This is a genomic window from Salinimicrobium sp. TH3 (genome assembly GCF_026676115.1).
Classification (GTDB): domain Bacteria; phylum Bacteroidota; class Bacteroidia; order Flavobacteriales; family Flavobacteriaceae; genus Salinimicrobium.
The window spans coordinates 140,420-154,450 of record NZ_JAPONB010000009.1; the positions used below are offsets into that span (position 1 = coordinate 140,420).

A 14,031-nucleotide genomic window follows, 5' to 3' on the forward strand; every position below is an offset into this window, starting at 1 on the left:
ATGCCCGTGAAATGTGCTTTAACTGCCTGTTTTACAATGAAAGTAAAGGTATTAAAGTAACTTGCAAATTAATGACATAATAACTGCAGTGACAGTTTGACTTAAAAACAGATATGGGCAGAACAAAATTTACAAATCTTGACAGTCTGTCATTACAGGGGATGGATGAAGATGCAGAGTTAATTCCCTTAATGACTCCTGAAGATGAAGAAGAAATAAATAAAGAAGACCTCCCGGAAGTACTACCAATTTTACCATTAAGAAATACAGTGCTTTTCCCAGGGGTGGTGATTCCTATTACGGCAGGTCGCGATGCTTCCATTAAATTGATCAATGAAGCTAATAACGACACCAAAGTTATTGGCGTAGTTTCTCAAAAGGATGAGAAGGTAGAAAATCCAACTGCAACCGATATTAATAAAATTGGAGTAGTTGCGAGAATTCTAAGGGTGCTTAAAATGCCCGATGGAAATACCACTGTGATCATCCAGGGTAAAAAACGCTTTGAAATAGAGGAGGTGATCGAGGATAAACCCTTTTTGAAGGCAAAGATCATTGAAGTTCCCGAGGCACGTCCTGCACAGGAAAATGAGGAATTTGGAGCTATAATTGATTCTATCAAGGATTTAGCCTTGCAAATCATTAAGAATAGTCCAAATATTCCTTCGGAAGCTTCTTTTGCGATTCAGAATATTGAGAGTCCGTCGTTCCTTATCAACTTCGTTTCTTCCAATATGAATCTTTCTGTGGAAGAAAAGCAGAAATTGCTTGAGACGAATGATCTTAAAGAACGTGCCCTTTCCACGCTTAAGTTCATGAACGTGGAGTACCATAAGCTGGAGCTTAGAAATGACATTCAGAGCAAGGTACAAAGTGATATGAGCCAGCAGCAGCGGGAGTATTTTCTTCACCAGCAAATGAAGACCATCCAGGAAGAGCTGGGCGGGGTCTCTCATGAAGGGGAAGTAGAGGAAATGCGGGCACGGGCAAAAAAGAAAAAATGGCCGGAAAATGTAAAAGAGCATTTTAATAAAGAATTGTCTAAAATGCAGCGGATGAATCCGCAGGTGGCAGAGTATTCAATTCAGCGAAACTATTTAGACCTGTTTCTTGATCTTCCCTGGAATGACTTCAGCAAAGATAAATTTGATCTTAAGCGGGCGCAGCGTATTCTTGATCGTGATCATTACGGTCTTGAGGATGTGAAGAAAAGGATCATTGAGTATCTCGCTGTTCTCAAAATAAGGAATGACATGAAATCTCCCATTCTCTGTCTTTACGGACCTCCGGGAGTTGGTAAGACCAGCCTTGGTCGTTCAATAGCCGAAGCCTTGGGAAGAGAATACGTGAGGATTTCACTAGGTGGTCTTCGTGATGAAGCTGAGATTAGAGGGCACAGAAAAACGTATATAGGTGCAATGCCGGGAAGGATCATCCAATCTCTCAAAAAGGCAGGTACAAGCAATCCTGTTTTTGTGCTGGATGAGATCGATAAACTTAGTATTGGCCATAGTGGAGATCCATCTTCGGCTTTACTGGAGGTGCTGGATCCAGAGCAAAACAGTGAATTCCATGACAACTTCCTGGAAATGCCTTTTGACCTGTCAAAAGTGATGTTTATTGCAACTGCCAATAACCTGAGCCCAATTCAGCCTGCCCTGCGTGACAGGATGGAGATCATCAATGTGACGGGTTATACCATTGAAGAGAAGGTAGAGATCGCAAGACAACATTTACTTCCAAAGCAATTAAAAGAACACGGTCTTACCAAGGAGAATCTAAAAATTGGTAAGAAACAGCTCGAGAAAATAGTGGAAGGTTATACCCGCGAATCTGGTGTGAGAAGTCTTGAAAAACAGATCGCAAAAATGGTACGACATGCAGCCAAAAATATTGCGATGGAAGAGGAGTACAATATAAAAGTTAAGGATTCAGATATTCTTGATGTGCTTGGAAGTCCAAAACTGGAGCGCGATAAATATGAAGACAATGAAACCGCGGGTGTTGTTACAGGACTGGCCTGGACCCAGGTTGGAGGGGATATCCTATTTATTGAATCTATTCTTTCAAAAGGAAAAGGATCTCTTAATATCACCGGTAACCTTGGGAAAGTGATGAAAGAATCGGCGACTATTGCCCTTGAATATATTAAAGGTAATGCCGAAGAACTGGGAATTGATCCCGAAGTAATGGAAAAATACAATGTACATATTCACGTGCCCGAGGGAGCTACCCCAAAGGACGGTCCAAGTGCCGGTATTACCATGTTGACCTCTCTTGTGTCTCTTTTCACGCAGCGAAAAGTGAAGAAAAATATCGCTATGACCGGGGAAATCACATTACGTGGTAAAGTGCTGCCGGTTGGTGGTATAAAGGAAAAGATCCTTGCTGCCAAAAGAGCTCATATCAAGGAGATCATACTTTGTGTAGAAAACCGAAGGGATATAGAGGATATTAAGGAGGAATACCTTAAGGGACTTACCTTCCATTATGTAAAGGAAATGTCTGAAGTTATAGATCTGGCTATTCTTGATGAAAAGGTTAAGAATCCAAAGAAGTTATAGAAAAAATAATGTTAGAAAAAGGCTCCGAAAATTACGGAGCCTTTTTTATTTAGCGAGGTTTTTCTTTATAACCTGCTATGAATGCTTATTTTTGCTGAGCTGCCAAAAATGGCATTTTTGAGACCTTTTTCTCAATTTTTTTTGCTGAAGAACCATATTTATGACAAAAAAGATCACCATTGCGATAGACGGATTTTCATCTACAGGTAAAAGTACTGTAGCCAAACAGCTTGCAAAAGAATTAGGCTATGTATATGTTGATACCGGGGCAATGTATCGCGCAGTCACGCTTTATGCGCTTCGGAAAAAATTCATTTCTCAAAAGGCTTTTGATTTCGCTGCTCTAATCTCCGATTTACAGTTAATAAACCTGAAGTTTATCTTCAATCCTGAAGTTGGTTATGGTGAAATGTATCTTAACGGTGAGAATGTAGAAAAAGAGATACGTCAAATGGAAGTTTCCCAATATGTAAGTAAAGTGGCTGCAGTGCCCGAAGTTCGGGAAATGCTGGTGGCTCAACAGCAGGAAATGGGAAGGGAAAAGGGAATTGTCATGGATGGCCGCGATATAGGTACGGTCGTTTTCCCCGATGCCGAGCTCAAGATCTTTATGACAGCCAGCGCCCGGGAGCGCGCCCAGAGAAGGTTCAAAGAGCTTTCTGAAAGAGGGGAGGAGGTGACATTTGAGGAAGTCCTTGAAAATGTCGAAGAAAGAGACCTTTTAGACACCACAAGAAAAGATTCCCCGCTCGTAAAAGCATTAGACGCTAAAGAAATTGACAATTCTCACCTTACCCTGGAAGGTCAGTTTGAGAAGATCCTCGAGTTGTACGATGAGGCAATTAGCAATTAGCAAATTCCAAATTACAAGCACCAAATTCCAATAGCTTAATTTGAAGATTTGAAAATGACCTCTCGACTCCGCTCGAGGTGACAATTGAAAAGGTGTTGATTCGGTTATGATCACTAATCAGAAAAATATCTGAGGGAATCCATATTCTTCGGGAAATCTTATTCACTGAAATTTTACTGTCCCGTAGGGACAGGATATTGGTAAAAAAAAAGATTTTGCCACAGTATTGTCCCGTAGGGACAAAATATCGGTAGAAAAAAGCCGCCCCACCAAAATGTCCCGTAGGGACAACATATCGGTATATAACAATGCCCACCCGCAAACAACACGTCCCGTAGGGAAGAAAGATTTCAGTAATGTTGTTTTAAAAAAGATTTTTCGTGATTCGTGTCAAAAGAAATCCGGTGTTGGAAAGGCCCCTGTCTACCAAATTTTATTGTCTCAAATCTCACGTCTAAAATCTCATATCTATTCATTGTTAATTGTAAAAAATAGTTGTATTTTTGCGCTCCTTTTAGCAATAGGTCGGAGGACTAAAAGGGTTGAAAATCAATATTATAAACACTTCTGTAGTTCTTTTATTGCAAACATCTTCCGGAAGAATACAGGATACAAATTAATTATCAGCAATGGCTGAAGAAAACAAAAATCAAGAAGTTCAGGGTTCTGAAAACGCTGAAATTCAACCCGTAGCAGGAATGGAGACTAAGTCTCAACCTGATGCAGAGGTGCAGCAACAAGATCCTGAGCAATTCTTAAAGGAATTCAACTGGCACAACTACGAAGAAGGAATTGATCCTATCGACGATCAAAAGCTGGAAGAATTTGAGAAGCTTGTAGCAGAAAATTTCGTTGACACTTTAAATGATGAAGTTGTTACCGGGACTGTGATCAACCTTACAGATCGTGACGCGATCATCGACATCAATGCAAAAAGTGAAGGTGTAATCTCTCTTAACGAGTTTCGTTACAACCCAGATCTTAAAGTTGGTGATGAAGTAGAAGTATTGATCGATGTTCGTGAAGATGCTACAGGACAGTTGATCCTTTCTCACCGTAAGGCTCGTGTTATCATGGCATGGGATCGTGTGAACAAAGCGCATGATGAAAGTCTTATCGTGAATGGATACGTGAAATGCCGTACTAAAGGTGGTATGATCGTAGATGTTTTTGGAATTGAAGCTTTCCTTCCTGGTTCACAAATTGATGTGAAGCCAATTAGGGATTACGATGCATATGTTGGGAAAACAATGGAATTCAAGGTGGTAAAGATTAACCACGAATTCAAGAACGTTGTTGTTTCTCACAAAGCACTTATCGAAGCAGATATCGAAGAGCAGAAAAAAGAAATTATTGGGCAGCTTGAAAAAGGTCAGGTACTTGAAGGTACTGTTAAGAACATCACTTCTTACGGTGTATTCGTTGACCTTGGAGGTGTTGATGGACTTGTTCACATTACCGATCTTAGCTGGTCTAGAATCAACCATCCAAATGAGATCGTTGAGCTTGATCAAAAACTGAATGTTGTTATCCTTGACTTTGATGAGGCTAAAACAAGAATTCAGCTTGGTCTTAAACAGCTTAGCAAACACCCATGGGAAGCTCTTGACGAGAACCTGAAAATTGGTGACAAAGTAAAAGGTAAAGTAGTTGTGATCGCAGATTACGGTGCGTTTATCGAAGTTGCCGAAGGTGTTGAAGGTCTTATCCACGTTTCTGAAATGTCATGGAGTACTCACCTGCGCTCGGCTCAGGACTTCGTGAACGTTGGAGATGAGGTTGAAGCACAGATCCTTACTTTAGATCGTGAAGACAGAAAAATGTCTCTTGGTATCAAGCAATTGACTCCAGACCCATGGACAGATATCACTTCTAAGTACCCTGTAGGTTCAAGACATACCGGTATCGTTCGTAACTTCACTAACTTCGGAGTATTCGTTGAATTAGAAGAAGGTATCGACGGACTTATCTATATCTCAGACCTTTCATGGACTAAGAAGATCAAGCATCCATCAGAATTTACAAACGTAGGTGATAAACTTGAGGTTGTAGTTCTTGAGCTTGATGTTGAAGGCCGTAAATTAAGCCTTGGACATAAGCAAACTGAGTCTAACCCTTGGGATAAATACGAAACTGAATTCGCTGTAGGTACTACGCACACAGCTGCAATTTCAGAGATCGTTGACAAAGGAGCTACAATTGACTTTAATGAAGATATCACTGCATTCGTTCCGCAACGTCACCTTGAAAAAGAAGACGGAAGCAAACTTAAGCAGGGAGAAACTGCAGAATTCCAAATCATTGAATTCAACAAAGAATTCAAGAGAGTGGTAGCATCTCACACTGCTATTCACAGGGAAGAAGAGCAACAAATTGTTAAGCAGGCTCAGAAGAAAGCTGCTGCGCAACAGTCTCAGGGGAACACCACTATGGGTGATGTGAACTCAGAACTTCAAGCGTTGAAAGATAAAATGGAAGGGAAGAAATAATTCTCTGAAGTTTTAAAATAATTAAAACCTCCTTAGGCAACTAAGGAGGTTTTTTGTTTTTACCGGTTTTAGTTTTCCTTTCTTCAGACTCATTTTGAATTAGCCGCACCCACTTGTAAAAATGCTGAATAAAGGCTATCTTCAATACAAACTAACCAATAATGAGCAAAACAATACTTTTTAAAAATCGCCCGGCTGGAAAACCTTCTACATCCGATTTTGAGTTGATCCAGGAGAAGGATCCGGTTCCCGGGGAAGGAGAAATCCTTCTTAAGGCGCATTATATTTCTGTAGATCCCTATCTCCGCGGAAGAATGCGAAATGAGGAATCATATATTCCACCTTTTAAGCTGAATGAACCTATGGAATCCATGGTTATTGCTGAAGTGGTAGAATCCAGGAATCAAAATTTCCAGATAGGGGAATTTGTTTCGGGTATGTTGAAGTGGCAGGAATTACAGTTATCTAAGGGTACAGGCTTGAACAGGGTGGACCGGGATATGGCACCTTTACCTGCATTTCTGGGAGTATTGGGGCTAACAGGTTTGACCGCCTTTCTCGCTTTGGATAAGATTGGAAACCTAAGACCGGGGGAAACACTTGTAGTATCGGGTGCTGCCGGGGCGGTAGGTAGTATAGCCGGTCAAATTGGTAAGATCTTTGGCTGTATGGTAGTAGGGATTGCCGGAAGCGATGAAAAGGTAAAACATATCGAGGAAAAATTCGGTTTTGATAAAGGCCTCAATTATAACAAAGAAGAAAACATGGCAGATGCCATTAGACGTATCTGTACCGATGGGGTAGATGTCTACTTCGACAATGTGGGAGGGGAGATCCTGGATGCTGTGTTGCAAACTATAAATAAAGACGCACGAATTATAAACTGCGGAGCCATTTCCCTTTATAACGAAACTGAGGTTCCTACCGGTCCAAGACCTGAAGGTATTCTTATCAAGAAAACAGCTTTAATGCAGGGATTCCTGGTTCGGGATCATGCCAAGGACTTCGGAAGAGCGCTGCGGCAATTAAGTACCTGGTTGAAGGAGGAAAGCCTGGAATATGATGAAACAGTGGTAGAGGGTTTTGAAAAGCTTCCTGAAGCTTTCATTGGTCTTTTTGAAGGAAAGAACGTGGGTAAGATGATAGTGAAGGTCTAGAAGGTTTCGGGTTCAAAGTTCAAGATTTTAAGATCAAAGGTCAAAGTCGAATGTTTAAGCTGAAAGGTTCCGAAGTCCACAAACTTGCAACCCGCAACCCGCAACTTTTTAACCAGGGTAATCCTTTCCCTGTAAAGTTTGTTCGAGTATTTTTTTGTGGGTTTCCAGATCCTGATTGCTGTAAAGCACAAAAATGATCCTTTTCACTTTCTTGAGATGGGATATTTTTTCTATGATGGTTGAAAAGGCCACTTTTGCCGCTTCTTCAACAGGATAGCCGAATATTCCTGTGGAAATTGCAGGAAAAGCAATAGAGTTCACCTCATTCTGTTCTGCAAGATCCAAAGCATTCCCGTAACATCTGGATAGTAATTCATCTTCAGGTGTATCTTTTCCATACACAGGTCCAAGGCAGTGAATAACATGTTTATTCGGTAGATCGTGTGCGCCAGTGATCACAGCTTGCCCCGGTTTTATAGGTCCCAATGGTCTTGCTTCTTTGGCAAGACCGGGGCCTGCAGCGCGATGTATGGCTCCGGCCACTCCGCCACCAGACTCTAGTTGGGCATTTGCCGCATTGACCACAGCATCACAATCTGCCTGTTTAGCTATATCCCCCTGTCGCAGCTCGATACTTACTCCTGAAATCATTTTTTTCATACCTCTCTAAAATAACAAATTTTTGTTGCCTTTCCTATGCCTTACTGACTTTGGTCATGCTTTCTTAATGCAACTTTATTTAATTTACACTATTTAAATTACATCTCTCATGAAAAATAAAGTAGCAATAATTACCGGGTCGGCGTCAGGAATTGGTGAAGCCACAGCGATACTCTTTGCCCGTGAAGGTGCACAGGTTGTAGTTTCAGACATTAATTCTGAAGCCGGGGAGGAAGTGGTGAAACGCATAGTCAAAGCAGGAGGAACAGCAAGCTTCTTTAAAGCTGATGTGGCCTCGGCAGCCGAAAATAAGGCGCTTGTTGATTTCGCTGTAAAAACCTACGGCAAACTGGATATCGCTGTAAATAATGCCGGAATTGGCGGGGAAGCGAATAAGATCGTTGACATGAGCCTGGAGGGGTGGCATAGGGTAATTGATATTAATCTTCATAGCATTTTTTATGGTATGAAATACCAAATAGAAGCTATGCTTAGGAATGGACAGGGCAGTATCGTCAACATTTCCTCTATTTTAGGAAGCGTTGGATTCGAAGGATCTGCGGGTTATGTGGCTGCAAAACATGCAGCTGTTGGTATGACCCGTAATGCAGCACTGGAGTATTCTTCCCAGAAGATTAGGATCAATGCAGTAGGACCGGCATTTATAGACACTCCATTGCTGGACCAGTTGGATGATGAAATCAAGAATCAACTTATTTCCCTGCACCCTATAGGTCGTTTGGGTCGCAGTGAAGAAGTAGCCGAATTGATCCTGTGGCTGGGAAGTGACAAATCCTCCTTTGCTACGGGAGCTTATTACCCAATTGACGGTGGTTATTTAGCGAGATAAATTGAAGTACGACAGAAGAAGTACGACTTTAGAAATACAAAGTTGGAGGTTGCCATTCCGACGAAGGAGGAATCTCTGGTGAATATTAATAAAAAAGAGCCTTTTCTGGAGGAAAAAGCTCTTTTTTATTCTAGGAGGGTAAATACCCCGAGGCTTGCCTCGTTAGTAAATGTTCTAAAGTATAGAAACGTGTTTCTTTAAATTTATAACTGCCCACTGACTTATCGTCTCCTTCTGTTTCTATTATTTTTGTTGCGGTTTTGGGTTGCCGGGGCAGGTTCTGCATTGAGGTCCATAGGGTAAGGATGTCCATCGATTACCGGGATCTTTATTGCAGCCAGTTTTTCAATATCCTTTAGCTCCTTGCGTTCTTCTGCTGCGCAAAAAGAGATGGCAATTCCTTCGTTTCCTGCACGACCGGTTCGGCCAATCCTGTGTACGTAAGTTTCAGGAACATTAGGTAGGTCAAAATTGAAAACATGTCCCAGCTCATCAATATCGATTCCGCGGGCGGCAATATCGGTGGCTACGAGCACACTCAGATTCCCGTTTTTAAAGTTCTTTAGTGCATTCTGCCTGGCATTCTGACTTTTATTTCCGTGGATAGCTGCCGAACTTATCTTTGCTTTATCAAGGAATCTCGCCACTTTATCGGCCCCGTGTTTGGTGCGGGTGAAAACAAGAGCATTTTCAATACCGTTGCTTTCTAAAAGGTGGAGCAGTAGCTTTCGTTTATCGGGTTTGTTCGTAAAATATACCCGTTGCTGGATCTTGTCTACCGTAGATGAAGGAGGAGTAACTTCCACTTTTACTGGATTTTTAAGCATCATCTTGGCAAGATTCTGAATTTCCTCGGGCATGGTAGCCGAAAAGAAAAGAGTCTGCCTTTTTTCAGGAAGGCTCTTAATAACCTTTTTTACATCATGTATAAAACCCATGTCCAGCATCCTGTCAGCTTCATCGAGTACAAAGAATTCAAGAGACTTCAGGTTTATAAAACCCTGGTTCATTAGGTCAAGTAAACGGCCCGGGGTGGCGACAAGAATATCAACACCACGTTTCAATTTCTGGACCTGCGTATGCTGGGAAACACCGCCGAAAATAACCGAATGGCTTAACCTGGTATGTTTTCCATAAGCTGCAAGGCTTTCATCTATTTGTATGGCCAGTTCCCTGGTAGGAGTAAGGATCAACGCCTTAATACCTTTGTTGGAAAACTTTTTCTCATTTAATAATTGCAGGATTGGCAGGCCAAATGCGGCTGTTTTTCCTGTTCCGGTTTGAGCTACTCCTAAAAGATCTTTACCTGAAAGTACTACAGGTATTGCTTGTTTTTGTATTGGGGTGGGAGATGAATATCCCTGGGTGTCGAGCGCCTTTAATAAGGCCTCATCCAATTCTAATTTTCTAAAAGACATGAAAGTGTATTATGTGAAATGCTGGAAAAGACGTTGCATTTTCTTGAAACAGCTGCTATTTTTAATTCTGAACCGGCTTACAACCTGCCGTGTATCTCGTAAAGAAGATGGCAAAGATAAGCTTTTTATCTGCCGGTATAACATTAGACAATAACCGCGCCGTAAATTGCCCGAATATGCCTATTGCTGTAATCCCCCAATCGGGTGAACTAGATTATTTTAATTTTATGCTTTTCCAGTAACCCCAGGATATTTTCTAAAGAGAACTTTGCTTCTTTTATATCATTAACTTCAGGATCAATGCTGAAGTTTTGTGAAGTGGTGAAATCGGCTTTTTGCAGCCTGGTATTGGAATAAAGGGCTCCACTAAGGTCGAAGTTGATAAATTCTGCTGAAGTAAGATCGGTTTCAGAAAAATCTGCCTCTATAAGCTTACAGTTTTTAAAGGAAGTATTTTTTATTTTTAATCTGGAAAAGGAAGAAAAGCTAAGGAGGCAACTTTCAAACGAAAATGACAATAAAAAAGGGTCGCAATCATTGAAATTGAGCCCCATTAATTTGCAGTCTTTGAAGCAGACATTTCTAAATGAGGTGTTTTTTATTTGGGAATTGCTTAAATCACATGCTTCAAAAACACATTCAGAAAATGTCATTTTTGAGAGGTTGCAACCGGAAAGATCAAGGGTTCTAAAATCGCAGTTTTCGTATTCCCCCTCTGGTAGTTGATTTCCAGACAAATCTTTTGCCGAAAAATCTTCGTCCCTAAAATAAGCTGTAGACATTATCTTTTAGCAGCCTTTACCCTTGCCGTCTTTGCAATTTTTAGATTCGGCTACTAGATATGCTATACTGCCACCAAGATCGATTTTAAGAGTAGTAGAACCAAGATCTGAAGCCAAGCGTTTTTTCCCGTTTAGCACCAGCTCGTTAAAGCCACTTATTGTAAAGGTTTTTGTATTCTTGTCATAAACGATTTTCTCTGCCTTTTCAATCTCTACTATAGAAGTAGTGAAATGAACATTTCCGGTAAGTTCCACAATTTGTTTGTCTTTGCGCAGCACACTTTGATCACCTGAGAAAGAGATACCTTTACTTTCAAAAGTAACAGGGGCCTCTTGTGCCATAACTCCCGTTCCTAAAACCATAAAGAAGAAAAGTACCAGAATTTTCATAATCACAATTTTTTGATGCTCACAAGGTATTAATATTTTGGTAATTATTATGGAAATTTTAAGGAATTTTTGAGGTATCTTCACTGCGTTCTTCTTAAAAATCAGGTACTAAAAATGTCATTTTTGGACCTTAAATAACTTCAGGTTATTTAGGAAAAGATTTAAAAATTAAGGAAATTTATGTAAGGTTTGGCTACCGGTTAACGCCCAATAATGAAAATAATTAGCATTTTTCGGAACAGTAACAAATACAGGCGAAAACCCATCCCCCATGAAACTTGGCAAAACATATCTGATAAAATTTCTTTTTGGAATTCTGTTTCTTTCCGGAGCAAGTTCTTGTGACCGATCTGAAGGGGCTTCACCAATTCAGGATAATTCCCATCAAGTAATCCATACAGATACATTAAGGCCGTCACCATCCCAGGAGGTCGTAGAGTTGCCGCTTTTTGTGACTTACCATATTGACAGTCTGGAGAATATAGCGCAAATCGACAGCTTCAAGACCAGGTTTTCTGAACTGCAACAGGAATTCATTCTCGGCATTAACCGAATTGATGCTTATCGTTTAAGAGCAGGAAACAAGCTGGTAATTCCCGACACTCTCACTAATAATTTTCTTGATTATTCCCCTTTTCCTCAAAATTTTGAAATGCTCGACTCTATTCCCAAAGCCGTACTTATTTCAAGAAGGATACAGGGGTTTGCGCTGTATGAGAACGGGAAGTTGCTAAAATGGGGGCCGGTGAGTTCGGGAAAGAAATCTACCCCCACTCCTGCAGGACTCTTTTATGGAAATTACAAAGCCCGCAGCAAAATAAGTACTGTAGATCAATCCTGGATTATGCCCTACTATTTCAATTTCATGAATTTTGAAGGGGTAGGAGTACACCAGTATACCATGCCGGGATTTCCTGCCAGTCACGCTTGTGTAAGGTTGCGTAAAGATGATGCGGTAACCATCTATAATTGGGCGAATCAATGGAAACTGGATGGAAAACGACAGGTGGTCACAAAGAATGGAACTCCATTCATGGTGTTTGGAGATTATGATTTTGATCGTTCTGCTCCCTGGCTGGAATTGGCAGAGGATCCTAATTCAAACTACCTTAATGCAGAAGAATTGAAAACCCTTCGCAGATATGTAACCGAATACCGGCGGGATAAAAGGAATTTTGATCTTCCCGAACTTCCTTCCGAAGAACTTGCGGCACCTCCCCCAAGTGGACTGGAAACTATTCAGTAAAAACAGAAAGGTTGCCGGAAACGAATTTCCGACAACCTGTTCCCTCAAACAATTATCTTACAAACTATATTTTGCCGTATAGGCTAAAATTGCCTTTTCCATGTCTTCTTTGTCTTCAATAAAGGGGATATGTCCGCCTTTATTCTCCCATAGTAACATATTCTCAAATTCCAGGTTCTCATGATGTTGTGGCCCCACCATAAAATCTGTCTTACCGTAGAAATAGAGTACAGGCATTTTCATTTTTGAAGTCATGGGTTTAAAATTCACCCAGTAGTCGGGATAATCCATGGCGTACCTGCCAAAGTCAAAATTGAAGTTTTCTATTTCAGCTGAAATTTTATCCAGCTCCGGAAAAGTTTTAGGATCTCTTGAGCCCATTTTCCAGAACTGGTCTTTTTCCCGTAATTTTCCGCCAAATTCATTCATTCTCTGAGGAATTGCCACTGTATCTCCCGTGCAGGTATAACTTTCTCCTACAAATTCAGCCGCCTTGGGTATCCAACTCTCACAGGCAGATTCTTGTAGATTGATGGTACAGTTTAACATGATCATTCCCTTATGGGCTTCAGGATACCTTTCTGCATAACCCATTTGTAAGATACCTCCAAAAGAATGGCCTAATGTCAACCAGCTGTCAAATCCCAGTGCTTCCCTTACCTCCTCAAAATCAAGCGTCATTCTCTCCATTGAGTAATTTTGATCGGCAGCACTTTGAGATCTGCCAACACCTCTCTGGTCGAGATAGATCATGGTGAAATTTTCTTCCATAAAATCTCCGGTCAACTTCTCAAACCAATAGCTTCCAGAACCCGGTCCGCCATGGAGGTACAGGAGTGGAGTCCCTTTACCTTCTACTTTTACATAAAGCTTTACCCCGTCTGAGGTGGTGATGATCTTTTCCCCCGCGAAAAGATTAAGAGAAAAAGTAAAAATTGCCAAAAAAATAAAAAGTCTTCTCATTTTGTTAATACTATTTTGGTTGAAAATCAGGACAGGTTCCGGTTTCTTCAAAACCTGTCCTTTTAAAAATGTTTCTTTTTCACTCCTTTTTTATACAGACTCCTAAGTTTAATTTTTGTTACAGCCGGAAGTACTACAAGTTGAAATATTTTTAAACTTTTCTTCTGGAGCTGCAGTTTTATTTATTTCTTCTGCTGTTTTTCCATCATTCCCGGTCCATTTTTCCATTAGTTGGGGAGCCGGTTTTGCATTTATTCCTTCTCCATAAACTGTAGCACTTCCATAGGTGAAAAATCCTTCCCAGTCTACTCCCTGGGGATCTGTGATCCAGCTTTTTTGGCTCTTGGAATAACAACAGGTACATTCTCCTTCTTCTCTAATAGTACCTTTTGCCTGTTGCATATTGGAGTAGATCTCTTTAAGCTCTTCTGCATTATCGGTTTGAAGGCCCAGATGTTCGATTCCTAATTCGGCGTGGCCGGTAGAGATGGCATAATTGATCCTTGGATCTTCCAGCATCCATTTGGCATAATCTGGCTTTATAACCGTGGGTAATGTGTTGAACAGAGCGTTGTAAAACCCAATGCTTTCATTTAGGTCCTTTACTCTTACATGTACGTGGAATGTTTTCATGGTTAAAATTTTTATGGTTTTACATT

The 14,031-nt window shown here is 40.8% G+C and carries 12 protein-coding genes; 6 read left to right on the forward strand and 6 right to left on the reverse strand.

Annotated elements, in window-relative coordinates:
- Window positions 1-113 precede the first annotated feature (113 nt).
- The 4 genes from lon to OU683_RS13850 all read left to right on the forward strand — a co-directional run bounded on the left by lon (window position 114) and on the right by OU683_RS13850 (window position 7,063).
- Window positions 114-2,564 carry an endopeptidase La gene (gene lon / locus OU683_RS13835; protein ID WP_268139307.1) on the forward strand — a complete coding sequence of 817 codons (2,451 nt, stop codon included), beginning with the start codon at window positions 114-116 and terminating at the stop codon, window positions 2,562-2,564.
- 160 nt (window positions 2,565-2,724) lie between these two features.
- The gene (cmk, locus tag OU683_RS13840) at window positions 2,725-3,417 is read left to right on the forward strand and encodes a (d)CMP kinase (protein ID WP_268139309.1); all 693 of its coding nucleotides are present in this window, start codon (window positions 2,725-2,727) and stop codon (window positions 3,415-3,417) included.
- A 629-nt stretch (window positions 3,418-4,046) separates the two neighbouring features.
- Window positions 4,047-5,906 carry a 30S ribosomal protein S1 gene (gene rpsA / locus OU683_RS13845; protein ID WP_268139311.1) on the forward strand — a complete coding sequence of 620 codons (1,860 nt, stop codon included), beginning with the start codon at window positions 4,047-4,049 and terminating at the stop codon, window positions 5,904-5,906.
- Between the two features lie 161 nt (window positions 5,907-6,067).
- A complete protein-coding gene (locus OU683_RS13850; protein WP_268139313.1) occupies window positions 6,068-7,063 on the forward strand; it encodes an NADP-dependent oxidoreductase in 996 nt (331 codons plus the stop codon).
- A gap of 108 nt (window positions 7,064-7,171) precedes the next feature.
- Here the strand turns inward: OU683_RS13850 and OU683_RS13855 are convergent, their stop codons facing one another.
- A complete protein-coding gene (locus tag OU683_RS13855) occupies window positions 7,172-7,723 on the reverse strand; it encodes a macro domain-containing protein (protein ID WP_268139316.1) in 552 nt (183 codons plus the stop codon).
- Between the two features lie 109 nt (window positions 7,724-7,832).
- On the opposite strand from OU683_RS13855, the gene OU683_RS13860 reads away from it, so the two are divergent.
- A complete protein-coding gene (locus tag OU683_RS13860; protein ID WP_268139319.1) occupies window positions 7,833-8,573 on the forward strand; it encodes an SDR family NAD(P)-dependent oxidoreductase in 741 nt (246 codons plus the stop codon).
- Between the two features lie 221 nt (window positions 8,574-8,794).
- Here the strand turns inward: OU683_RS13860 and OU683_RS13865 are convergent, their stop codons facing one another.
- From OU683_RS13865 to OU683_RS13875, 3 genes are all read right to left on the reverse strand, one after another.
- Window positions 8,795-9,991, reverse strand: coding sequence for a DEAD/DEAH box helicase (locus OU683_RS13865; RefSeq protein ID WP_268139322.1), 1,197 nt, complete (start codon window positions 9,989-9,991; stop codon window positions 8,795-8,797).
- A gap of 209 nt (window positions 9,992-10,200) precedes the next feature.
- A complete protein-coding gene (locus OU683_RS13870) occupies window positions 10,201-10,773 on the reverse strand; it encodes a pentapeptide repeat-containing protein (protein WP_268139325.1) in 573 nt (190 codons plus the stop codon).
- 6 nt (window positions 10,774-10,779) lie between these two features.
- Window positions 10,780-11,163: a hypothetical protein gene (locus OU683_RS13875; protein ID WP_268139329.1), complete on the reverse strand. Its 384-nt coding sequence runs from the start codon at window positions 11,161-11,163 to the stop codon at window positions 10,780-10,782.
- 271 nt (window positions 11,164-11,434) lie between these two features.
- Between OU683_RS13875 and OU683_RS13880 the strand changes: the two genes are divergently transcribed.
- The gene (locus tag OU683_RS13880) at window positions 11,435-12,409 is read left to right on the forward strand and encodes a L,D-transpeptidase family protein (RefSeq protein WP_268139331.1); all 975 of its coding nucleotides are present in this window, start codon (window positions 11,435-11,437) and stop codon (window positions 12,407-12,409) included.
- A 57-nt stretch (window positions 12,410-12,466) separates the two neighbouring features.
- On the opposite strand, the gene OU683_RS13885 is transcribed toward OU683_RS13880, so the two are convergent.
- Together OU683_RS13885 and OU683_RS13890 are read right to left on the reverse strand one after the other, a co-directional pair.
- Window positions 12,467-13,372 (reverse strand): alpha/beta fold hydrolase, encoded by a 906-nt coding sequence (locus tag OU683_RS13885; RefSeq protein WP_268139333.1) that lies wholly within the window; start codon window positions 13,370-13,372, stop codon window positions 12,467-12,469.
- Window positions 13,373-13,480: 108 nt separating this feature from the next.
- Complete coding sequence (locus OU683_RS13890) at window positions 13,481-14,005, reverse strand: VOC family protein (protein ID WP_268139335.1); 525 nt, start codon at window positions 14,003-14,005, stop codon at window positions 13,481-13,483.
- Window positions 14,006-14,031 lie beyond the last annotated feature (26 nt).